This is a genomic window from Porphyromonas sp. C0026D3, from assembly GCF_056590775.1.
Genome location: NZ_JBWPWU010000001.1, coordinates 250,793 through 273,702 on the forward strand (window position 1 = coordinate 250,793; position 22,910 = coordinate 273,702).

A 22,910-nucleotide genomic window follows, 5' to 3' on the forward strand; every position below is an offset into this window, starting at 1 on the left:
TTTATGATACTACCTATATACGTCTATGGGATGGAGGTCCTCCGCGAAGCGACAGAGGAGGTCGATGTCACGAGAGCAGACCTCCCCAAGTTCATAGACGACCTATACCAGACAATGCACGCCTCCGATGGGGTTGGGCTCGCCGCACCCCAAGTGGGAAAAGCAGTGCGAATCTTTGTGATCGACGCCGACGAGCTAAAGGACCTCTACCCCGAGACAGAGGGCTTTAGGAGGACCATCATCAACCCCACGATCCTGGAGTACAGCGATGAGCTGGTCAGCCTAGACGAGGGCTGCCTCAGCCTACCGGGCATCTCGGAGCCGGTGAAACGCCCAAGCCGCATCCGAGTCAAGTACCAAACCTTGGATGGAGAATGGGTGGAAGAAGTGCTCGAAGGCTTCAACGCACGAGTGTTTCAGCACGAGTATGATCACCTGGAGGGAATCCTCTTCACAGACAAAGTGGCACCAATGCGCCGGCAAATGCTGAGAGGAAAACTCAGCAAGCTCTCCAAAGGCAAAGTAAATGCATCCTACCGGACAATAACCAAGTAAGACCCGTCATGCAAAAAAGGTGGATCCGAATCATCCTTTGGCTACTATCCACACTGGTCGGCAGTCAGAGCATAGCACTGGCGCAAATAGATGTGGATAGAGTACTGACCATAGGACGAAATGCCATTTACTTCAAAGACTACGTCCTAGCCATACAGCTGCTCAACAACGCTATCCGCACCGACTCTGCCCGAGCAGAGCCCTACTACTACCGAGCAGTAGCCAAGTACAGCCTAGACGACTACCGAGGATCCGAAGAGGATGCCACACACAGCATCACGCGAAACCCCTACATCTACGACGCCTACTACCTACGGGGCATAGCACGACACTCACTCCACAAAGACTCCCTAGCACTACGAGACTACCAAGTCGTCCTAAAAAACAACCCCGACCACAAAGGTGCGCTCCACAACTCCGCCGTACTGTACATAGCCCAAAAAGACACCACCCAGGCCCGCCAAACCCTGGACTACATGAAGCGCTTCTTCCCCGACTACGCCACAGCCTACGTCATTGACGGCGGACTACACCTCCAGCAATCCGACACCATAGGCGCCGAGGCACTTTTCAAAAAAGCAATAGACCTAGCTCCGGGACTTACCGGAGCATACCTCGCCATGGCAGAGATCATGTACGACAAAGCCGACTACCCGGCCGCCGAAAGCTACCTAAACAACGCCCTCGAGCACAACCCCGGAGAAGCCAATCTGTACATCAATCGCGCACTCATGCGCTACAAGCAAAACAACTTTCGCGGAGCCATGAACGACTACTCCACAGCGGTACAGATGGAGCCCAACAACACACTCGCACGATACAATAGAGGACTGCTCAGGACACAAGTAGGCGAACTAAATGGAGCCCTCGAAGACTTCAACATCGTAGTCCGAAACGACCCAAGCAACTACTTCGCCACATTCAATCGAGCCATCCTATCCAACCAAGTAGGCAATCCCAAGCTAGCCCTATCCGACCTAGACAAAATCATCCAACGCTACCCGACATTCGTCCCCGCCTACACCGAGCGATCCAACGCCTACACCCTCATCGGACAAGAGGGAGCCGCACGCAAAGACCTCTACCACGCCTCAAAACTGATCTACGACAGCCGCACAGCCGACAAAGCACGAAAAAAACAAGACGCACAACAAGAAGCTACGACCGACACCATCGCCACCAACGAAGTCCGAGACGACAGAGACGAAAACATCCGGAAATTCAAGCTCCTAGTCATCAACAGTCGAGAAAAAGCCTACAACCAACTCTATAGCGAAGAGGGCGAAAACATCCGAGGCCGCATCCAAGATCGCGAGACAGCCGTAGACCTCCGCCCAATGTTTCAGCTCAGCTACTACACCAAGACAGACAGCCAACTAAGGATTGCCTCCGGCAAAAACTACACCACAGCACTCCGACTCAACGAACAAGATGGTCGACAGATCTCCGTCATCTACGACCTGCCACAGCTCAGCGAGCCACAGCTACGTGAGCACCTATCCCCATCAGGGACACCATTCAGCCAAGCAATGGACTACCTCACGATCAAGGATCACGACAGCGTCGTACAGGCACTCACCCAAGCCATCACAGAGCAGCCCACCATGCCGGCACTCTACTTTCAGCGCGGCACCTCACGAATCCTCGCATTTCGAGCCACACACCGAGACACCGAACCCGACCTACTCCTCCGAAAAGCAGTATCCGAGGCCGCAATCAGTGATTTCCAAAAAGTACTCGAGCTAGTCCCCAACTATGCCCCCGCACTATACAACCTCGGATGTATCTACTACACGATAGGGCAATACCATCAGGCCAGAGAATACTTCGAGCACGCCATCAAGGCCGACCACGAGATGGGAGTCGCCTACTTCAACCTCGGACTCACCCTCTACGCACTTGGCGAAAAAGAAAAAGCCGACAGCTACATGAGCAAAGCAGGCACACTCGGCATATACGACGCATACAGCATTATTCGACGCATGCAATGAAGACTACCCGGAAAATCAATATCGCAATAGACGGCCACTCCTCCTGCGGCAAAAGCACCATCGCCAGACGACTTGCCGGAGACCTCGGATACACCTACATAGATACAGGAGCCATGTACCGAGGCGTCACCCTCTATACCCTCCGGCACCACCTATGGAGCGACGACCACACCCCCGATGTCCCAAAGATCATTGAAGCACTCAACCACATCGAGCTACGATTTGCACCCACAGACGACGGCCAACACCTACTCCTCAATGGCGAAGACGTCGAAAAAGAGATCCGAGGCATGCAGGTATCCGGCCACGTCAGCCCCATCAGCACCATCCCACAAGTCCGCACACATCTCGTCCGCCAACAACAGCAGATGGCACGACAAAAAGGAGTAGTGATGGACGGCAGAGACATCGGCACCACAGTACTGCCGGATGCCGAACTAAAGATTTTTGTCACAGCCACACCCGAGATACGCGCCAACCGAAGGTACCAAGAGCTCAAACAAAAAGGACAAGAAGTCCACTACGACCAAGTCCTCCAAAACATCACCGACAGAGACCGCATCGACTCCACCAGAGCCACCAGTCCACTACGGCAAGCCGACGACGCCGTGCTACTGGACAACTCCGACCTAACCCCGGAACAACAACAAGCTTGGATCAACACCCGGGTAAAAGAAATCCTCCAAACCCAATGATCGACATCGAGATCAGCACATCAGCCGGATTCTGCTTTGGCGTCGTCAATGCCATAAACCAAGCAGAGAAATACCTCGACAAATCCGGATCCCTACACTCACTGGGAGAGATCGTACACAACAGCCAAGAAGTAGATCGCCTCTCCCGAAAAGGACTCAAAGCCATCAACTACGACGAGCTACCCCACCTAGACGGAGGAGTAGTCCTCTTCAGAGCACACGGCGAAGCACCATGGGTCTACAACCTCATGGCACAAAAAAACGTACACATCATCGATGCCACCTGCCCCGTCGTACTCCAGCTCCAAAAACACATCCGACGCACCTACGACAAAACCAAAGCCGACCAAGCACAGATCGTCATTTTTGGGAAAAAAGGACACGCCGAAGTCAACGGACTAGTCGGACAGACCAACAACGAAGCCATCGTCCTCCAAAACAAAGACGAAGCACTCACCCTACTCGACTTCACCAAGCCCATATACCTCTTTAGCCAGACCACCAAAAGCCACAAAGACTACACCGACCTCATCGAGACCATCCGGCAACACCTCACCCCCGGCACCACATTCAAGTACTTCGACACCATCTGCCGACAAGTCGCCAACCGCATACCCGAGCTCATAAAGTTTGCACAGTCCAAAGATTGGATCTACTTCATCGCCGGCAAAAACTCAAGCAACGGCAAAGTCCTCTTCGACACCGCCAAAAAAGCCAACCCCCACACCACATTCATATCCTCCCCCGAAGAGATTACCCAGCCACTACCCCACTGGGTACACACCGTAGGCATCTCAGGAGCAACCTCCACACCCACATGGCTGATGGAAGACGTCGCACAAAAAGTCCGCACCCTAAACCCCTGAAGCACACGACCACCCACCTTTTCCACACAAACACCACAAAAAGGCAGGACGTTTTTGACCGAAAACGCCCTGCCTTTTTCGTACAAAGGAAAAAGTTAATTTTTCTAGAGAAAAACCCGGCAACCTCGGAGAAAAAGTAAATCATGCCCAAGAAAAAGATAAAATCACTATGTGATTTCTTCAAATCACACAGTGACGCGAATAAATCACTAAGTGATCTGAAGAAATCACACAGTGATTTCAAGTTTTTCGACCGAAAAAAATAGTTTTAGGACACAAAAGAAGACTTTATAAGCAAGAGTGTCTTTTTTTGTACCTTTGTCACGCTAGACAATCAACTGTACAGCACCTTCATAATATCATCCACCCATACAACAAATTTCACTAGGCTCATGAAACAAAAAGGGCTCCTTACGCTTCTTGCGTTGCTACTACTTAGTCCTATCACGTATGCCCAGGACACCACCAACGGCAGTGCGGCATGCGCACCGGTCAAGGACTGGTTCAAGTCCAAAAGACAAAAGGCTAAAGAAGAAGCAAAAAAAGAGAACAATGCTCCCAAATCCGAAGAAGAGCAGAAGTACGAAAACCTGATCAAAAAAGCCGAGCTAGACTCCGGCCTATTCATCACCATCTCCAAAGAAGAGGAGCTCTACTTTGAGATACCGGACTCAATCATGGGTAAGCCACTATTGATCTCCAACCGTATCTCCAAGACGACCAACTCCACCACGACAGTCGCCGGACAGATGATCACCGACCCCTTCCTCATCCGACTTGTCAAAGAGCAAGACCGAGTCCTCATGCTCATGCCACAGACACAAGCCTATGTCGATCAGCAAGACCCCATCACACCGGCATTCAAGAAAAACTTTGGCGACCCCATCATGAAGAGCTTCAAGATCGTTGCCAAAAATGGAAGCAACGTTGTCATCAACGTCACCGACTTCTTCACCGGAGGTGACTCCTACATTTCTCCCGTGGGAGAAAACCAACGCGCCCCGGGCGGTCCCGTGAGTGGAGGCTCCTTCATCCGCAGCGTCCGCAGTTTCCCACGCAACGTAGAGGTCAAGTCGGTCATAGCCTATCGCGACAATAGATCCCCCTACACCGTCGAGGCACACCGCTCCATCGTCCTGCTCCCGGAAAAACCCATGAGACCCCGCCTGCAAGACAACAGAGTCGGCTACTTCTCCTCCACACGCCAACGCTTTAGCACAAGCATCGACAAAGTCGACTCCTATCAGATCATACACCGCTGGCGCATGGAGCCCAAAGACTCAGCCGCATACTTCAGAGGCGAGCTGGTAGAGCCGGTCAAGCCCATTGTCTTTTACGTAGACACCGCCTTCCCCAAAAAGTGGATGGGAGCAGTCATGCAAGGAATCACCGACTGGAGTACCGCATTTGAGGCAGCAGGCTTCAAAAACGCAATAGAGGCACGCCCCTACCCATCTCCTGCCGAGATGCCCGACTTTGACCCCGATGACCTGAGATTCTCATGCGTCAAGTACGCCGCCACACGCATCAAAAACGCCATGGGACCTAGCTACGTAGACCCCCGAAGTGGAGAGATACTAAATGCAGACGTCATCTGGTACCACAACGTTGTCTCACTCCTACACAACTGGCGATTCACCCAGACCGGAGCAGTAGACAGCCGGGTACGCACACTCGTCTTTCCGGACTCCATCATGGCAGAGTCCATGCGCTACGTAGCGGCCCACGAGATCGGACACACACTGGGACTCATGCACAACATGGGCGCCAGCTACGCCTTTCCGCTAGAAAAACTACGCGACCCTGCATTCACACAAAAGTACGGCACCACCCCATCCATCATGGACTATGCGCGCAACAACTTTGTGGCACAGCCCGGTGACCTCGAGAGAGGAGTCCGACTGACCCCCCCCATCCTCGGAGTATACGACGTACACGCCATCAACTGGGGCTACCGACTGATCCCCAACGTCCAAACCTATAGAGATGAACGTCCGAGCCTAGACAAGTGGATCATGGCCAAAAACGACGACCCCATGTACCGCTTCGGTGCCCAGCAGATGAACCTACTCGACCCCACCGACCAGACAGAAGACCTCAGCAACGATCACATCGGAGCCGGAAACTACGCAATCAGCAACCTCAAAATCATCATGAACAACTACGAAAAGTGGCTGTACCAACCGGGACGAAACACCGATGATCTTTTTGAGACCTACTTCGAGATCTGCACCCAGTTCATGCGCCACATAGGCCACGTAGTCCCATACATCGGCGGACGCGAATACTACGAAAACCGACAAGGCGATGGCAAAATGCCCGTCACCTACTTTACCAAAAACAAGCAAAAAGCGGCCCTCAACTGGGTTGCCGATCAGCTATACGACCTCTACACCTGGCTAATCACCGACGAGACACGCCAGAAGTACGACATGTCCGGCAACGTCTTCGGAGCCATGATGGAAAAACGAATCCCCACCTCCATCGCATCAGATATCTTTGAGCCCTACCGAATGCTGGGAATCCTAGAAGGATACAACGCCAAAGAAAGCACCGGGTACAAGCTACAAGACTACATCGATGACGCCACCAAGACCATGCTACGCAAAAGCTACCGTGGAGCCACACTCGACAAGACCGCGATGGCCATCGAGGACGCCACACTCAGCGCAATGATGGCCTACTACGTGGCACCCAAAAAAGCCAGCTCCAAAAATACCATCGCACTGAACAATGAATTCAAAGAAAAGCTGCGCGAATCCGATCCCGCCACCCTATGCTCCCACACAACAAAAAGTGAAGGCAAAAACTTCTTCCGTCCAAATATGATGCCCAATGTCCCCGACACCTACGAGGTAGCTCCACTCATGACCCTAAAGGTCAAAGAAATACGTGAGCTATACAAGCGTCGCGCCGCGACAGCCACTGACAAGGCAACCAAAGCCTATTACCTCAAGTGGGAACAAGAGTTTGCTGAAGCATTTGACCGGAAATAACTAACATACAGCTCCGACCAAAACGAGGGGGTGTGCCAAAAGTTAGTTTTGGCACACCCCCTTTCCTATAGTCACACCAAGCGAGAACCCTCACCCCACCAAAACAGATAGCCCCGACTTGCGATGCAAGCCGGGACTATCGATTGTATATTATCTACAGGTCACTAACCCAAGTAGCTCCTTAGCTGAGTCTTGTCGCTATCCTTCCGCAGCTGACGGATCGCTTTTTCGCGGATCTGTCGCACACGCTCACGACTCAGACCCACCTCCGCACCGATTTCGTCCAAACTCATTTCCGGAGCACCACCCAGCCCGAAAGTATGGACCAGCACAAACTGCTCACGTTCATTCAAAACCTGCATGGCAGAGAAAATCTCCCGCGACAAAGACTCATCCAGCAATCCACCATCGACAGCCGGAGCATTTTCGTCAGTCATCACATCCAAGAGCGTACTACTCTCCCCATCCTCAAACGTCTTGTCCACCGAGACCTCCCCCTTATCAATCTGGATGATATCAATCACCTTATCGACATCCATCTCCAGTTCATCGGCCAGCTCCTCTGGCGATGGCAAGCGCTGGTGCAGCTGCTCAAATCGATCACGAGCACTCTTGAGCTTCGTCACATTGCCCACTTGGTTCTGTGGCAGGCGGACAATACGCCCCTGATCCCCAAGTGCCTTTAGGATACTCTGGCGGATCCACCACACAGCGTAGGTGATGAACTTGAAGCCCCTAGAGCCGTCAAAACCCTGTGCCGCACGGATCATCCCAAGGTTACCCTCGTTGATCAGGTCAATCAATGGCAACCCCAAGTCCTGGTACTGCTTAGCCACAGAGATCACAAAGCGCAGGTTGGCACGCACCAGCTTATCTATAGCGGCTTGAGACTCCTCATCGTGTCGCTGAATCTTCATAGCCAGCTCCGCCTCCTCCTCAGGGGTGATCATTTCCTCCTTTGCCACCTCCTTCATATAGCGGTTCATCACCGCATCGTCTCTGCTGGTTATGGACTTCTCTATCTTTAGCTGCCTCATAAGTCTACTGTTATCCTAGTTGAGTGGGTATGTATTGAGCTCCGAAATAGCACCTTGCAGGCACATTTCTGACAATATAACCAAAAGGATGGTCGCTTTGTTCAAAAAAAAACCGCCACATCCTCTAAATAGCATTGCGAAACGGACAAACAAAAACAACGAGACTGATAAGTCACAATCCCGTTGTTTGTTATCCCGCTTCCGGTGCCCAGAGCCGGGATCGAACCGGCACGGATTGCTCCACAGGTGTTTGAGACCAGCGCGTCTACCTATTCCGCCATCTGGGCAAGTGGTGCAAATGTACCCATTTCTTTCCAGACTATCACGACTGTAGCCCAAAAACTTTTCCGAATTTAGCATGCCACTCTACATGCCCTTATTGGTGTGCGACTCTAGCGACAGACCAAGTAGCACGAAAGCTCCTCTGTCATAGCCCATATTGGTGCGATTTTATGCCATCATAGACAGTAGCAACAAAAGGACAACCCGCTCAAAGCCAGTCTAAACGGCTTTGAGCGGGTTGTGCTTCGCTGTCCGGCAGGGACTCGAACCCCAAATTTAAGAGCCAGAATCTTACGTGTTACCATTACACCACCGGACAATGATATAAGGTGTCTCTCTCTGAAAGACGTTGCAAATGTACGCACACTTTCTGACTTATGCAAGCACACAGGGTTGTTTTTGGGGGACTTTATCCTATCGTGATCAAGACCCCGAGCAGGACAAACGTACATCGTGGGGAAGTCAAAAGTATGGTTCAAAAACGGACTAGAAAAGGGAACTTTTCAGGGAACGAAAAAAGTTTTTTTGGAGCTGCTGATAATCAAAGACTTATAAGAGTTCTCAAGTTTCACGGATAGAAGCGATCGGTTTCACGGATAGAAGCAAAACTTTTCACGGATAGAAGCGATCGCTTAGACGGGTAGAAGAAGAAAAACAGGTCTATTATTGAGGGTAAAAAAGCAGGACAGATGTTGGGAGAAAAATAAAAGAGAGGGTGTGTCAAAAGTAGTTTTGACACACCCTCTCTTTTCAATCACGCTCTAGGACGTGGTGTCCGTATCAGAGCTTTGGGCCTGCAGATACGAGAGCCTTTCCAGCCTCGTTGCCGGTGAACTTTTGGAAGTTCTTGATGAATCTCTGTGCGAGATCCTCAGCGCGCTTGTTCCACTCTGCAGGATCTGCGTAGGTATCGCGAGGATCCAGGATATCACTGTTTACACCAGGTAGCTCTGTAGGTACCTTGAAGTCAAAGTATGGGATTTGCTTCGTGGGGGCCTTGTCGATAGAGCCGTCTAGGATTGCGTCGATGATGCCACGTGTATCCTTGATGGAGATACGCTTGCCTGTGCCGTTCCAGCCGGTGTTGACAAGGTATGCAGTTGATCCATTGGCTTTCATGCGCTTTACAAGTTCCTCTGCATATTTGGTTGGGTGCAGTGTGAGGAATGCGGCACCAAAGCAAGCAGAGAATGTAGGAGTGGGCTCAGTGATACCACGCTCTGTCCCGGCCAACTTGGCTGTAAATCCGCTCAGGAAGTAGTACTTGGTCTGCTCCGGTGTCAGGATTGATACTGGAGGCAACACTCCGAATGCATCGGCGGATAGGAAGATAACCTTGTTTGCAGGACCGGCCTTGGAGACAGGCTTTACGATGTTTTCGATGTGGTAGATTGGGTAAGAAACACGGGTGTTTTCGGTCACCGATCCATCGGTAAAGTCGATCTTGCCATTGGCATCCACTGTCACATTCTCAAGGAGTGCGTCACGACGGATTGCGTTGTAAATGTCTGGCTCATTTTCCTTGCTCAGGTTGATTACCTTGGCGTAGCAACCGCCCTCGAAGTTGAAGATACCATCGTCATCCCAACCATGCTCGTCATCTCCGATCAGCTTGCGCTTCGGGTCAGTGGATAGGGTGGTCTTACCGGTTCCGGATAGGCCAAAGAATATTGCGGTCTCTGTTTCGTCCAGGTTGGTGTTGGCGGAGCAGTGCATAGCTGCAATACCTTGAAGTGGGAGACGGTACTTCATGTAGGAGAACATTCCCTTCTTCATCTCACCACCATACCATGTATTGATGATTACCTGTACTTTTTCGGTCAGGTTGAAGACTACAGCAGTCTCAGAGTTGAGTCCAAGCTCTTTGTAGTTCTTTACCTTGGCCTTGGATGCATTCAGGATGAGGAAGTCCGGCTCACCAAAGTTTTCGAGCTCTTCCTTGCTTGGGCGGATGAACATATTGGTGACAAAGTGAGCTTGCCATGCAACCTCCATCACGAAGCGGAGCTTCAGACGAGTGGCGGGATTTGCTCCGACAAAGGCATCAACAACGAATAGACGTTTGTTGGAGAGCTCATCGGTTGCGATTTTCTTGATCTCTTTCCACGCTTTCTCTGTGACGGGCTTGTTGTCATTCTTGTACTCGTCGGTGGTCCACCATAGTGTGTCACGTGTGGTGTCATCCATGACGAAGAACTTGTCCTTGGGGGAACGACCGGTATAGACACCGGTCATGACATTGACAGCGCCAAGCTCGGTAACTTGTCCTTTTTCAAAGCCTTCAAGGCCTGGCTTAGTCTCTTCTTCAAAGAGTTGCTCGTACGACGGATTGTGTACGATCTCGGTAGCACCGGTAATGCCGTACTTTGTTAGGTCAATCTTTGCCATAATCAGTTAGTCGATATTTATTGAATTTTGAAAGTATTATGTGTCCTGCAGTCATTGGTGCACATGCACCAAGTGGTGCTTTCGGGGGGACGCACTACGTAGCCCTCGGAAGCACCACAAAGTTAATTAGAAATTTGGCCATCACCAAGAGTTTGGTGAATTCTTTCGCTAATTATGTCGACCTATTTTACTTCCCAACGTGACAGACTGTAGAGAAAATCTTGTACACCCTTAGGCGGTGTTTGGTCCTGGACCTCTTGGATCTGTCGCGACACTTCGCGATCGTATGCTGGTGCGCTGACATCACGAATGATCCCCAGCGCCAGAGGCATGTCCGGTGTTTCGTGCATTTGTGCCAGCAGTGCATGGAGGATGGGGGAGCGCATGTGGCTGTCATGTGTGAGGATGTCCTCTTCGGTATAGCCGTCCTCACCGATGGTGACACTCTTGAGTTCCAACCCCTCTAGGACGATCCCTTTGTCTCTATTTTTGCCATAGATCATTTTTTCTCCGTGTCGGAGTGTGATGGTTCGTTCTGCACGAGTTGGTCTGTCGGAGTAGTAGCTATGTGTTCCGTTGTTGAAGATGACGCAGTTGGTGAGAGCCTCGACGACAGAGGCTCCTATGTGGGCATGTGCGGCTTCCATGCACTCGGACATGGTGTCCATCTCAATATCTAGGGAGCGTGCGAAGAACGTGCCTCGTGCCCCAAAGACTAGTTCGGCTGGATTGAATGGATCTTCAACTGTCCCAAAAGGAGAGCTTTTTGATCGAAATCCCCTTGGGCTTGTCGGTGAGTATTGGCCTTTGGTCAAGCCATAGATGCGGTTGTTGAAAAGCACCATATTTATGTCCACATTGCGTCTCAAGAGGTGTATGAAGTGGTTGCCTCCGATGGCGAGTGCGTCTCCGTCTCCGCTTATGAGCCAGACACTGAGGTTGGGGTTAGCAGTCTTGACTCCTGTGGCAATGGCGGCGCCACGTCCATGGATGGTGTGCATCCCGTAGGTCCCCATATAGTAGGGCAAGCGTGAGGAGCAACCGATACCGGATACGACCACGGTATCTTCGGGGGCGATCCCGATATTACTCATCGCCTTTTGTAGGGAGTTGAGCACAGCATGGTCGCCACAGCCGGGGCACCACTTTACGGGAGAGCCGTTAGAAAAGTCCTTGGCAGTTAGTTTGCGTTCGCTCTTTTCGGGACCGCATACGGTCAAAAATTCGTTATGTACTTTCATGGTGTGGCTTTACTTCTTGAGGATATCTATGACATCATTGCAGATACGTCGCACGAGGAATGGCTTGCCCTCGACTTTATTGATCCGGTAGATATCGAGACCGCTGATCTCTCCACTCAGGTATTTGGCAAATTGTCCCAGACTCTGCTCGACTACGATGACCTTTTTGTACCGTCGAAGGACTTCGGCAGCATTGGTCGGTAGAGGGTATATATACTTGAATTGTGCCAATGCGACCTCCCAGCCCTCCTCGTGGAGGAGGCGCATAGCGCTTTGGTTGTGTCCGTAGGTACTACCCCAGCCGACCAGTATAGTGTCGGCATCTTCTGCGCCCTCGACCTCTAGTGGAGGTAGTATGTTGGCGATATTTTGTACTTTTTCCTCTCGGGTGTGTACCATCAGGTCGTGTACGATTGGGTTGGTGCTGATGGCTCCGGTTTCGGGGTCTTTTTCCAGTCCCCCTACTCGGTGCATGTATCCCGCTGTGCCTGGGATCGCCCAGTAGCGTGCTTTGGTGTTGTTGTCACGGCGATAGGGGGTCCACTTTTTCTCCGGGTTTTTATAAAACTCTTGTACGTAGTGTGGAGTGATCCTGGGTAGTTGGCTGATATCGGGGATTCGCCAGGAGGAGGCTCCATTGGCGATGTATGCATCCGTCAGGAGGATGACCGGTGTCATGTACTCCACAGCGATCTTGGCGGCCATGTATGCGGACTCAAAGCAGTCGGTCGGCGACAATGCGGCCATCACCACTGCCGGTGACTCTCCGTTTCGTCCATGAATAGCCTGTAGGAGGTCGGACTGTTCGCTCTTGGTCGGAAGTCCGGTGGAGGGGCCTCCGCGCATGACATCCACCACTACGAGAGGCAGCTCTGTCATCACGGCGTAGCCGACGGCTTCTGTCTTGAGTGCCAACCCGGGTCCCGAGGTGGTCGTCACGGCCAGATCTCCGGCATACGCTGCCCCAATGGCTGTACACACTCCCGATATCTCATCTTCGGCTTGTACGGTCTTGACACCTTGTGCTTTTAGCTTGGACAGCTCGTGTAGGATGTCTGTTGCCGGTGTGATCGGGTAGCTGCCCAAAAAGAGCTCCAGTCCGGCGGCTTCGCTTGCGGCGAGCAGGCCCAATGCAGTGGCTTTGTTGCCACTAAGGTCGGTGTAGTGTCCTCTCTCCATCTCCTTGCCTTCGATGCGGTAGGTCGTCGCACTCATATGGGTATTGTGCCCATAGTTGTATCCATCGGTCAGGACCTTGATATTGGCGGCAAGGAGGTCCTGCTTTTTACCAAACTTTAGCTTGAGCTGTTCTTCGGCCGGAGTGATATCTTTTTCAAAAAGCCAGAGCACGAGTCCGAGAGCAAACATATTTTTGCATCGATCAATCGACTTGGCATCCAGTCCGGAGTCCTTTAGGCTCTCTTTGACCATGCTTGTGATCGGTACCATGATCACCTGCACATCTTCCAGTCCAAGCTCGATGAAGGGGTTGTCGGTCTCAAAGGCTCCTTTTTTCAGATCACGATCGGTGAAAGAGTCATCATCGGCTATGATGATAGCGTCTCGCTTGATCGTGCCCTTGTTGACCTTGAGTGCCGAGGGATTCATTGTGATCAGGACATCGGCTTGGTCACCGGGAGTCCGCACGTGGTCTGTACCTATCTGTACCTGAAAGCCCGAGACACCACCGAGGCTGCCTTTTGGTGCGCGCACTTCGGCCGGGTAGTCCGGGAAGGTGGAGATCTCGTTGCCTAGTATGGCTGACACGTCGGAGAAAAGGGAGCCTGTCAGCTGCATTCCGTCACCGGAGTCGCCGGCAAAGCGCACAACGACACTGTGAAGGACTTCTGAGTTCGGTGTATTACCCATGATTGTTTAGAATAGTATTACTGTAGTTAAACGATATCGTTTCGTCCTAGTATAGTCCTTACAAAATTATAATAAATATTCGAGAAAGAGAAATAAAATATTTGTACCCTTTCAGTCGATGCCGGTGTCTCGCCACCCTGCACATCAAGCACGAAGTCATTGATCGTTGGCTTGCGCTGTGCCTGCTTTTGTGCTTGCCTGCTAAGTGGCGTGGCGAGCATCATCGGTACGAGAGCCGGGAGCCCCACTCTCGCCGTTGGTCGTTGCTCTCTCCTAGCTTCTCAATGCAGGCATTAGACCTCCCTATGAAGCCGGAGGTTTCCAGCCTATGAAACTCCAGTTTCACTCCGCTGAAACTAGAGTTTCACTACTGAGAAACTGGAGTGTCACCCCTATGGAACTGTCAGAGCTTCTGAGGAAGTCGAAAGATTCTCATAGCCTCTGCTTCAATATGGCACACCCTACGGGATATCTTTGTACCGTGTTCAACTAATCAGATGAAGAACTATGGAGATAAATGACTTACTAAAGACGCAGCTGGACGAAGCTGCTTGGAGAGATCTCGCACGGGAGTTCCCCTGGACATTGGAGACCCTCAAAAAGTATAGCAGGAAGCTAGACTGGGATATCGTCTCCGGCAACGGCGAGATCCTGTGGACGCCCGAGATGCTCGAGCTGTTCAAGACTTGGATAAACTGGACGGAGCTCTCTCAGACTGATTGCTATACCATTCTGACAGTGGCGTGCTTGGAGCGGTTTGCTGACTACTAGGACTGGGATGAACTATCTAAGAATGAGGATATACCACTGGAGTATGATACGATAGATCGTTTCATTGACAAGTGGGATTGGGCTGAGCTGATAAATCACTGTGCCTGGAGGGATAATGACCTTGGCGCATCGCATCTGTACAGCTATGAATTTCTAGAGCGCTACGCTAGCCGAATCCCCGCAGATGAGCTGGAAGAGTCTCAGCTATGGTGCACCATCAAGGCGCAACTCAAGAGAGCACTACGTCGCCGGATCGCCAGCGGAGAGGAGTAGCCCGCTATAGTTTAGACCTTAGGAGCTAAAGCGTTAGCCTCTATGGGTCAAAAAAAGCAGCCCACGCTCGTCGCATCGCATTTGTTTGTTTTGGTAAAAAAGTTGTAAAATTGCCAGAACTGGTACGAAGACCCTGAACTTTACAAAGAGTTCTATTACGAGCATTATCGAAATGTAGATGTGCTTTGCCACATATCAGATGAGGATCAACCAGATGTATACGGCTATCGCATACAAGCGCAAGGGACTTTTAATCCTTGTGGCTCAACTACTCAGACTTGGAAGTATATTGACAAAATCATTTCGAAACTTAAGATGAATGAAGAGATAGACAACTATGTGCGGCTCCTTGAGCTAAAGAAAAACATCATTTTGCAAGGGGCACCAGGGACAGGCAAGACCTATACGACAGCCTCCATCGCTGTGCGTTTGTGCAATAAAGACTTTTCTGACTTCTCAGATCATAGCAAGGTAATGGCTGAGTATGAAAAACTACAAGACGAGGGGCAGATAGCTTTTTGTACCTTTCACCAGTCGATGGATTATGAAGACTTTGTCGAGGGGCTTAAGCCGGTAGTCAGTGAAAATGGGGGTGGCATCACGTACGAAGTGGAGGATGGGCTCTTCAAGAGTCTCTGCCAAAGGGCTCAAATGAAAGAAGGTGCTGACATCATCTCTTGTATAGATACTTATCTGGAGTCAATCAAGGGATATGAGAATCGAAAAACGATCCCAACGCTTACGGGCAAGTCAAAACTGAACGTTTGGTGGAAAGAGGGTAATAAAACTATTAGTTCGCGCAGTGTATTCTCACTGAGAGAAAAAGAGGACTATTCGCCCTCTCCGCTCAATATTGAAAAGGTCAAGCTACAAGCGATCGGTGAAGGTAGAGAAAACAACTGGTCAAGCTATGCGGCCGCTTTCATCAATGCTGTAAAGAAAGAGTATCATCTAGAAAATCAAATATCTAGTAAGCCATACGTTCTTATTATCGATGAGATCAATCGAGGTAATGTATCTAAGATATTTGGAGAGTTGATTACCTTGTTAGAGGCAGATAAGCGTAGCGGAGGCGGTGACCATCGCATAAGCTTGACGCTACCATACTCTGAGGAGTCCTTCGCTGTCCCTGCCAATCTCTACATCATTGGCACGATGAATACGACGGACCGCTCTACGGGTAGTATTGATTACGCCGTACGTCGTCGTTTTGCCTTCGTTACATTGGAGGCTAGTACCGAGGTTATTAGGACGCACGTTAATGAGTCTGTGCGTGACCTCGCTATATCTCTCTTTGAGGAGATAAATGGCAAGTCTAAAGACGATCAGAACTCGTTTATTTATCAACACAAGAGTGGCGACTTTGAGCTTGAAGACTTGATGATAGGACACAGCTACTTTATGGCGGATGATATCGAGTCGCTCCGGCTCAAGATGCGCTATGAAGTGGTGCCTCTGATCAAGGAATACATCAAGGATGGTATCTTGAGAGGGAAGAAAGAAGATGAGCACTACTTCAATAGCTGGATGGATGCGAAGTGCTATCTACCTAAGCCGTCAGAGGACAGTGAGGACTGAGTAGAGTAATGCCAAAGCTAATACAAGTACAGGAGCATGAGCTAATCCCTCTAGAGATTTCTCTGTCTGTTTGGCAAGAGGGCATGCGGCTACCTGCACAGTCGAAGGGCCTAGATAGGTGGTTCTTTCGCTGGCAGTGGGGTGGTACGTCACCACTAGCCTCTTCTGGTGAAGAGTATTCAGGGGAGGGCTATTATGCCTCTTATGTAATAGGAGCTCAATGGATCGACGCGACTCCTCTAGTTATTACCCCCAAGGGTGGGTGTGACAGGATAGACTACCTAAAGATGCTTGCTACATGTCTCAATAGTGGCATAGAGCCGAAGGAGCTATCTAAGATTTATGGTGTCGACCTAGAGCAACCTCGGATAGAAGCTCCCGAACTCAATTCTGTGCTGAGTCCGTTGATTATAGTTCACTTCATATCCCTGATACGGGAGATCATCAAGCGTGGACTAAAAAAGAGCTATGTGTCAAGAGAGAGCAATCTGAAGAAGGTGAGGGGAAGCATCGCCATCTCCCAAAACGAGTACTACAATGTGATGCGTAAGCGTTGCGAAAGGGTGTATTGCAAATACCAAGAGTACTCTGTAGATACGCCAGAGAATCGCTTGATCAAGAAGGCTCTGCTCTTTTCTCGTCAGATCATCGCTCAGATCGCACAAGAAAACAAAAGCCTACACGCTCTGCATCATGCGATCAATCAATGTATCTCAGCCTTTTGTGATGTCGGTGACCAGATAGAGGTGTGGGAGATCAAAAGCATGAAGTGTCATAAACTCTTTCGAGGGTATGAAGAGGCTGTGCAGATTGCTCAGATGATCTTGAGATGGTGTGATTATAGTATCACGAGCATCCGTCCTGCTGCAGAGAGCCCTTGCCCTGTCTTTTGGCTAGATATGTCGTTGCTGTATGAGCATTACGTGTTAGGACTATTGCGAGAAGCCTATGGTGAGAAGATTAAGTATCAAGCCAAAGGATATACGGGCTATCCGGACTTTATCTGTTATAATCCCAAACTCGTCATGGATACTAAGTATATACCACGCTTTCAGCAGGGAAGTATCGACACAGCTATCGCAAGGCAATTAGCCGGATATGCTCGAGATCGAAAGCTTTTTCGGCTTTCAGCCAGTGAAGTAATCCCTTGTCTTGTTATCTATCCTAAGGAAGGGGAAGCGCAGAATCCTTTCAAAGATAAGAGCCTGGAAGAGCTCTTGACGGAGGATGAAGACAGGCTCTTGTTTGGTTTTTATCGAATAGCAGTACCCTTACCGACTCTTAATGAACCGGAGACTAACTTATCGTCTAGCTTTACATAGTTCAGACATGATAAAAGGGACACTTGAAGTAACTCTTACACACTTATAATGACAACGAAACTTCGACCTATGGGGCTTATTTTATAGTCTTGTTATCCGGTAAAAGTTTTTTGGACTATACGCCTAAAATATATGTACCTTTACAGTCGATAAGTGACAAAGTGGATATGGGTGATCACTTCTTCCGATACGGTAGGCAAGAGACGGACTACCTAAGGAGAAAAGACAAGCGGATGGCTGAGCTCATCGAGCGGGTCGGCATGGTCCGCCGTCCGGTAATTCCGGACCTGTTTGAGGCGTTAGTCCACAGTATTGTGGGGCAGCAAATCTCTACCAAGGCTCATGCTACTGTTTGGGCTCGTTTGCAGCAAAGACTTGGGACTGTAGACGCTCAGTCGGTCCTCTCTCTGTCGCCGGAGGAGCTCCGGAGCTTGGGGCTCTCCTACCAAAAAGCAGGCTACATCCGATCTATAGCGGAAAAAGTCCGGAGTGGAGCTCTGGACTTTCACGCCCTCTCAGAGCTATCGAATGCTGAAGTTATCCAGCGACTTACCGCATTGGATGGGGTAGGTGTTTGGACTGCCGAGATGCTTTTGCTCCACTCTCTTCAGCGATCGGATGTCCTGAGCTTCGGTGACTTGGGCATTCACCGCGGACTCCGACTGCTTTACCACCACCGAGAGATGCCACGTGCACGCTTTGAGCGGTACAGACGTCGATACTCGCCGTACGGTAGTGTGGCAAGTATTTACTTGTGGGTGCTTGCTGCAGGCGAAGTTGAGCCTCGGTAGAGAAATCCTCCGTGAAACTATGTGTGGCACCAAGTATTTGCCGCCTCTTGAGCAGATGCTCTATACATCGCCATGTGGTATGCTCGTACTGATTGCATGCGGTCACCATCTTTGCTGTTGCGACTGGATCGATGGATTGAGTCATGTCCGACTCCTGAAGCGCCTCGGCCAGCCTTGCCGTCCGGTATCGATGTCGGTAAATAGCCCGATTCTTTTGGTGGCGGCTGCGCAGTTGGATGAGTACTTTGCAGGTGAGCGTCACTTGTTCAGTCTCCCACTGATGGCGGTCGGTACTGATTTTCAAAAAGACGTTTGGCATGCACTGATGACGATCCCCTATGGCACCACTTGCAGCTACACTTCTGTAGCCCATACTGTGGGACGTCCTTCCGCAGTGCGTGCCGTAGCAAGAGCGATAGGGGCAAACCCTCTCCAGATCATTGTCCCCTGTCATCGGGTGATTGGCAGCGATGGTCGGCTAACCGGCTATGCCGGAGGCCTTGAGCGCAAGAAGTATTTGCTGGATCTAGAAGCCTGACACTGACTGTGCTCTGTATAGCAATGAGGGTGTGTCAAAACAGTTGTTTTGACACACCCTCTTGCGGTTATCGTGGATGCTTTGTCGAGCAGCTGCCCGACTAAAGCGATCTCAGCATCTTTATTTACTCGGCGTCTTTGTCAGCCAGCTTTTCGCGTAGATCTGCCAGTGCATCCAGGTCTCCCAGTGTGGACTTCTCGGCTGTCGTAGAGGTCGCTGCGCGTAGGGCTTCTTGGTCTACGCTCTGATCGTCGCCCTCTTCGCTTCGAGCTGCGTCCTCATGGATACGGCTGTGGCTGAGGATGATTCGCCTATTGTTGCGGTTAAAGTCAATGACCTTGAACTCCAGCTCGTCGCCTTGCTTGGCTTGAGTGCCATCCTCTTTTACCAAGTGCTTGGGGGTGGCAAAGCCCTGGACATTGTCTTCTAGGCTGATTACGGCACCACGATCCATTACTTCGGTGATTGTACCGGTGTGGATGCTGCCAATCTTGTATTTATCGGCAACAGCCGCCCAAGGATCTTCCTCTATCTGCTTGTGACCTAGGCTGAGGCGACGGTTCTCTTTGTCGATATCAAGTACGACCACCTCCATATCGGCACCGATGCTGGTAACCTCACTTGGGTGCTTGATCTTTTTGGTCCAAGAGAGGTCGCTGATGTGTACGAGTCCATCGATACCATCAGGGAACTCCACGAAGATTCCGAAGTTGGTGAAGTTTTGGACTTTTGCGGTGTGCTTGGATCCGACAGGGTAGTTCTCCTCGATATTCTCCCATGGATCGGGCACGAGTTGCTTCATTCCGAGGCTCATCTTGCGCTCTTCACGGTCAAGTGAGAGGATTACCACTTCGATCTCCTCACCTACTTTCAGGATGTCGTTCACGTTGCGGATGTGCTGTGTCCAGCTCATTTCGCTCACGTGGATGAGTCCTTCTACGCCGGGTACGATCTCGACGAATGCGCCGTAGTCGGTGATGACTACCACTTTACCCTTGACACGATCGCCTACTGCGAGGTTGGGGTCGAGGCTATCCCATGGGTGTGGTGTGAGTTGCTTGAGACCGAGTGCGATACGCTTGCGGTCTTCGTCAAAGTCTAGGATTACGACATTGATCTTTTCGTCCAGAGACACCACTTCTTCAGGATGCCTTACGCGACCCCAAGAGAGGTCGGTGATGTGGATCAGACCATCTACGCCACCAAGGTCGACAAAAGCACCGTAGGAGGTGATGTTTTTGACTACGCCCTCGAGGACTTGGCCTTTTTCGAGGCGAGAGATGATCTCGGAGCGTTGTGCCTCGAGCTCTTCTTGGATGAGTGCCTTGTGAGAAACAACGACATTGCGGTACTCTTGGTTGACCTTGATCACGCGGAACTCCATCGTCTTGCCCACGAACTCATCAAAGTCGCGTATCGGACGCACATCGATCTGTGATCCGGGCAAGAACGCCTGGACACCCATAATCTCCACGAGCATACCGCCACGTGTACGGCTCTCAATATATCCCTTGACTGTCTCTTCGGTCTCAAGTGCTTTATTGATGCGATCCCAAGCACGCACCTGCATCGCTTCTCTGTGGGAGAGGACGGGCATACCTGAGCGATCTTCTTGCTCCTTGACGAGAACCTCTACGGTATCACCTACTGCGAGGTCAGAATTGTAGCGAAACTCCGGGAACGGAATGACACCATTGGTCTTGAGACCAACGTCTACAATGACTTCTCGCTTGGAGATTGAGACAACCTTGCCCTCTACGACCTGTCCCTCCTCGATGCTTTCGATCGTGGATGAATACTTGTCCTCGAGTGCCTTTTCTTCCTTCTCTGAAATGGCTACTCCATCTCCGCTTTCAAAACTTTTCCAGTCAAAACCTTCTAGAGGCTTTACGTCGTCAAATTTGTTCATTAAATGGTTAGTAAAAACGCTTAATAAAAATGGTTCAACAATATTGTTATTGATTCTCTTATGGTTAGCACAAAGTACTCACCTCGGCAAAGATACTATAATTTATTGAAATACTGACACTAAAGTCTAATGAATATCGGGGGTAAATAGGACGCACAACAGCTTTCGGAGAACCTAAGGAGGTAGGCCACGACAATCCCTCTCTGCCGTCTCGTTTTTTTCTATCCGTCTACGCAATTGCTTCTATCCGTGAAAAGTTTTGCTTCTATCCGTGAAAAAGATTGCTTCTATCCGTGGGACTCGAGGCCTCTCTCAATCTGCTGATTCTCTGCTGTTTGCAAAAAGTGTAAATTCGTTCCAAAAAAAATAGACCGATCCCAGAGAGTTTTTAGAGAGGAGCGTCTACCACGTTACGGACTAACAATCAACATTTTGCCCAAACAAATCCTCAGCGCTGTGTAAAAATAGAGCGATGGACTGTCTCCACATGTGTGGTGACAGCCCATCGCCGGTGTGTGTCTTGATATTTGGATCAACCGAAGTCGTCGAAGTAGATCTGGTCCGGTGATACTCCTAGATCATCCAGCATGCGTAGCGCGGATGCGGTCATGGGGCCTGGGCCGCACATGTAGTATTCTACATCCTCGGGGGCGGGGTGATCCTTGAGGTAGTTGTCGTAGATCACCTGATGGATGAAGCCGGTGTAGCCAGTCCAATTATCCTCAGGCAGTGCGGCAGACAGTCCGATGTGGAACTCAAAGTTGGGGAATTTTCGCTCAATCTCTCGGAAGTCTTCTTCGTAGAAAATCTCGGCTTTGGACCTAGCTCCGTACCAGTAGGATACCTTGCGACCGGTCTTTACGGTGTTGAATAGGTGGAGGATCTGTGCACGGAGGGGTGCCATTCCGGCTCCACCACCGATATACAGCATCTCGGAGTTGGACTCATGGATGTGAAAGTCTCCGTAGGGTCCGCTCATGGTCACCTTGTCACCCGGCTTGAGGGAGAATATGTAGGAGGATGCTATGCCCGGTGGCACTTTCATCCAGCCACCATTCTTTCGGTCAAAAGGAGGAGTAGCAATACGGACGTTGAGGGTGATGATATTACCCTCTGCAGGGTAGTTGGCCATGGAGTAGGCACGGACGGTCTCGACATCATTCTGGGCTTCCAGTGACCACATGTTGAACTTATCCCACTCTGGTTTGTACTTGTCCTCGATAATGAAGTCGGAGTACTTGACCCGGTATTTTGGGATCATGATCTGTGCATAGGATCCGGCCTGAAACTCCATGTGCTCGCCCTCGGGGAGTTTTACGACAAACTCTTTGATGAAGGAGGAGACGTTTCGGTTGGAGATCACTTCGCACTCCCACTCTTTTACTCCAAATACGGAGTCAGGGACATGGATCTTCATGTCTTCTTTCACCTTTACCTGGCAGGAGAGGCGCCAGTTGTCCTGGAGTTGCTTGCGGCTAAAGTGTGGCAACTCGGTGGCGATGGGTGCACCACCTCCATCAAGTACTTGACAGCGACACTGACCGCAGGAGCCTTTTCCTCCGCAGGCGGATGACAGGAAGATGCCGTTGTTTTGGAGACTGTTTAGGAGGGTACCTCCCATGGGGACTTTTAGGTCCTGCTCGTTGTTGACATTGATGGTGACCGAGCCTGAGGGGATTAGCTTGGCTTTGGCAAATAGCAGCGCGACCACGAGAAGCAGTATGATGAGTAGAAATACTACCACACTGACGGCCACTAGAGATATTGTGTTGATAACCATTTCTTCGTATTCTTTCGTTATTTAGTGA

At 50.6% G+C, this 22,910-nt stretch carries 16 protein-coding genes and 2 tRNA genes; 10 read left to right on the forward strand and 8 right to left on the reverse strand.

Translation table 11 applies throughout. The features are described from left to right. Positions 1-3 precede the first annotated feature (3 nt). From def to AC1EK1_RS01025, 5 genes are all read left to right on the forward strand, one after another. Positions 4-555, forward strand: a complete 552-nt coding sequence (gene def, locus AC1EK1_RS01005) for a peptide deformylase (RefSeq protein ID WP_480305196.1) — start codon at positions 4-6, stop codon at positions 553-555. 8 nt (positions 556-563) lie between these two features. After that, positions 564-2,546: a tetratricopeptide repeat protein gene (locus AC1EK1_RS01010; RefSeq protein WP_480305197.1), complete on the forward strand. Its 1,983-nt coding sequence runs from the start codon at positions 564-566 to the stop codon at positions 2,544-2,546. Beyond that, positions 2,543-3,241, forward strand: coding sequence for a (d)CMP kinase (gene cmk, locus AC1EK1_RS01015; protein ID WP_480305198.1), 699 nt, complete (start codon positions 2,543-2,545; stop codon positions 3,239-3,241). Before AC1EK1_RS01010 ends, cmk begins: the two co-directional genes overlap by 4 nt. Next, positions 3,238-4,107 carry a 4-hydroxy-3-methylbut-2-enyl diphosphate reductase gene (locus tag AC1EK1_RS01020; RefSeq protein ID WP_480305199.1) on the forward strand — a complete coding sequence of 290 codons (870 nt, stop codon included), beginning with the start codon at positions 3,238-3,240 and terminating at the stop codon, positions 4,105-4,107. The genes cmk and AC1EK1_RS01020 overlap by 4 nt, the downstream gene beginning before the upstream one ends. 392 nt (positions 4,108-4,499) lie before the next feature. After that, positions 4,500-7,103, forward strand: coding sequence for a zinc-dependent metalloprotease (locus AC1EK1_RS01025; protein WP_480305200.1), 2,604 nt, complete (start codon positions 4,500-4,502; stop codon positions 7,101-7,103). Positions 7,104-7,267: 164 nt separating this feature from the next. Here the strand turns inward: AC1EK1_RS01025 and AC1EK1_RS01030 are convergent, their stop codons facing one another. From AC1EK1_RS01030 to AC1EK1_RS01055, 6 genes are all read right to left on the reverse strand, one after another. Beyond that, positions 7,268-8,140, reverse strand: coding sequence for a sigma-70 family RNA polymerase sigma factor (locus AC1EK1_RS01030; protein WP_480305201.1), 873 nt, complete (start codon positions 8,138-8,140; stop codon positions 7,268-7,270). 205 nt (positions 8,141-8,345) lie between these two features. Continuing rightward, positions 8,346-8,427, reverse strand: a tRNA-Leu gene (locus AC1EK1_RS01035). Positions 8,428-8,670: 243 nt separating this feature from the next. After that, positions 8,671-8,741, reverse strand: a tRNA-Gln gene (locus AC1EK1_RS01040). A 461-nt stretch (positions 8,742-9,202) separates the two neighbouring features. After that, positions 9,203-10,810 (reverse strand): phosphoenolpyruvate carboxykinase (ATP), encoded by a 1,608-nt coding sequence (gene pckA, locus AC1EK1_RS01045; protein ID WP_480305202.1) that lies wholly within the window; start codon positions 10,808-10,810, stop codon positions 9,203-9,205. A gap of 182 nt (positions 10,811-10,992) precedes the next feature. Next, positions 10,993-12,051 carry a 2-oxoacid:ferredoxin oxidoreductase subunit beta gene (locus tag AC1EK1_RS01050; protein ID WP_480305203.1) on the reverse strand — a complete coding sequence of 353 codons (1,059 nt, stop codon included), beginning with the start codon at positions 12,049-12,051 and terminating at the stop codon, positions 10,993-10,995. Positions 12,052-12,060: 9 nt separating this feature from the next. Further along, positions 12,061-13,920, reverse strand: a complete 1,860-nt coding sequence (locus AC1EK1_RS01055) for a 2-oxoacid:acceptor oxidoreductase subunit alpha (RefSeq protein ID WP_480305204.1) — start codon at positions 13,918-13,920, stop codon at positions 12,061-12,063. A gap of 507 nt (positions 13,921-14,427) precedes the next feature. Here AC1EK1_RS01055 and AC1EK1_RS01060 point away from each other — a divergent pair. From AC1EK1_RS01060 to AC1EK1_RS01080, 5 genes are all read left to right on the forward strand, one after another. Next, positions 14,428-14,691 carry a hypothetical protein gene (locus AC1EK1_RS01060; protein ID WP_480305205.1) on the forward strand — a complete coding sequence of 88 codons (264 nt, stop codon included), beginning with the start codon at positions 14,428-14,430 and terminating at the stop codon, positions 14,689-14,691. Positions 14,692-15,279: 588 nt separating this feature from the next. Then, positions 15,280-16,542 carry an McrB family protein gene (locus AC1EK1_RS01065; RefSeq protein ID WP_480305206.1) on the forward strand — a complete coding sequence of 421 codons (1,263 nt, stop codon included), beginning with the start codon at positions 15,280-15,282 and terminating at the stop codon, positions 16,540-16,542. An 8-nt stretch (positions 16,543-16,550) separates the two neighbouring features. Further along, positions 16,551-17,864 carry a 5-methylcytosine restriction system specificity protein McrC gene (locus AC1EK1_RS01070; RefSeq protein ID WP_480305207.1) on the forward strand — a complete coding sequence of 438 codons (1,314 nt, stop codon included), beginning with the start codon at positions 16,551-16,553 and terminating at the stop codon, positions 17,862-17,864. A gap of 167 nt (positions 17,865-18,031) precedes the next feature. Then, positions 18,032-18,655 carry a DNA-3-methyladenine glycosylase family protein gene (locus AC1EK1_RS01075; protein WP_480305209.1) on the forward strand — a complete coding sequence of 208 codons (624 nt, stop codon included), beginning with the start codon at positions 18,032-18,034 and terminating at the stop codon, positions 18,653-18,655. Positions 18,656-18,710: 55 nt separating this feature from the next. Then, entirely contained in the window at positions 18,711-19,193 is a 483-nt protein-coding gene (locus tag AC1EK1_RS01080; RefSeq protein WP_480305210.1) for a methylated-DNA--[protein]-cysteine S-methyltransferase, read from the forward strand. 124 nt (positions 19,194-19,317) lie between these two features. On the opposite strand, the gene rpsA is transcribed toward AC1EK1_RS01080, so the two are convergent. Beyond that, entirely contained in the window at positions 19,318-21,102 is a 1,785-nt protein-coding gene (rpsA, locus tag AC1EK1_RS01085) for a 30S ribosomal protein S1 (RefSeq protein ID WP_480305212.1), read from the reverse strand. A gap of 532 nt (positions 21,103-21,634) precedes the next feature. Further along, the gene (gene nqrF / locus AC1EK1_RS01090; protein ID WP_480305213.1) at positions 21,635-22,882 is read right to left on the reverse strand and encodes an NADH:ubiquinone reductase (Na(+)-transporting) subunit F; all 1,248 of its coding nucleotides are present in this window, start codon (positions 22,880-22,882) and stop codon (positions 21,635-21,637) included. Positions 22,883-22,910: the final 28 nt, after the last annotated feature.

What these genes read in the sequence shown, in the direction of transcription:
- def (WP_480305196.1), top strand. Translation starts at nt 4, where the DNA reads ATGATACTACCTATATACGTCTATGGGATGGAGGTCCTCCGCGAAGCG.
- AC1EK1_RS01010 (WP_480305197.1), top strand. Translation starts at nt 564, where the DNA reads ATGCAAAAAAGGTGGATCCGAATCATCCTTTGGCTACTATCCACACTG.
- cmk (WP_480305198.1), top strand. Translation starts at nt 2,543, where the DNA reads ATGAAGACTACCCGGAAAATCAATATCGCAATAGACGGCCACTCCTCC.
- AC1EK1_RS01020 (WP_480305199.1), top strand. Translation starts at nt 3,238, where the DNA reads ATGATCGACATCGAGATCAGCACATCAGCCGGATTCTGCTTTGGCGTC.
- AC1EK1_RS01025 (WP_480305200.1), top strand. Translation starts at nt 4,500, where the DNA reads ATGAAACAAAAAGGGCTCCTTACGCTTCTTGCGTTGCTACTACTTAGT.
- AC1EK1_RS01030 (WP_480305201.1), bottom strand. Translation starts at nt 8,140, where the DNA reads ATGAGGCAGCTAAAGATAGAGAAGTCCATAACCAGCAGAGACGATGCG.
- pckA (WP_480305202.1), bottom strand. Translation starts at nt 10,810, where the DNA reads ATGGCAAAGATTGACCTAACAAAGTACGGCATTACCGGTGCTACCGAG.
- AC1EK1_RS01050 (WP_480305203.1), bottom strand. Translation starts at nt 12,051, where the DNA reads ATGAAAGTACATAACGAATTTTTGACCGTATGCGGTCCCGAAAAGAGC.
- AC1EK1_RS01055 (WP_480305204.1), bottom strand. Translation starts at nt 13,920, where the DNA reads ATGGGTAATACACCGAACTCAGAAGTCCTTCACAGTGTCGTTGTGCGC.
- AC1EK1_RS01060 (WP_480305205.1), top strand. Translation starts at nt 14,428, where the DNA reads ATGGAGATAAATGACTTACTAAAGACGCAGCTGGACGAAGCTGCTTGG.
- AC1EK1_RS01065 (WP_480305206.1), top strand. Translation starts at nt 15,280, where the DNA reads ATGAATGAAGAGATAGACAACTATGTGCGGCTCCTTGAGCTAAAGAAA.
- AC1EK1_RS01070 (WP_480305207.1), top strand. Translation starts at nt 16,551, where the DNA reads ATGCCAAAGCTAATACAAGTACAGGAGCATGAGCTAATCCCTCTAGAG.
- AC1EK1_RS01075 (WP_480305209.1), top strand. Translation starts at nt 18,032, where the DNA reads ATGGGTGATCACTTCTTCCGATACGGTAGGCAAGAGACGGACTACCTA.
- AC1EK1_RS01080 (WP_480305210.1), top strand. Translation starts at nt 18,711, where the DNA reads ATGCTCTATACATCGCCATGTGGTATGCTCGTACTGATTGCATGCGGT.
- rpsA (WP_480305212.1), bottom strand. Translation starts at nt 21,102, where the DNA reads ATGAACAAATTTGACGACGTAAAGCCTCTAGAAGGTTTTGACTGGAAA.
- nqrF (WP_480305213.1), bottom strand. Translation starts at nt 22,882, where the DNA reads ATGGTTATCAACACAATATCTCTAGTGGCCGTCAGTGTGGTAGTATTT.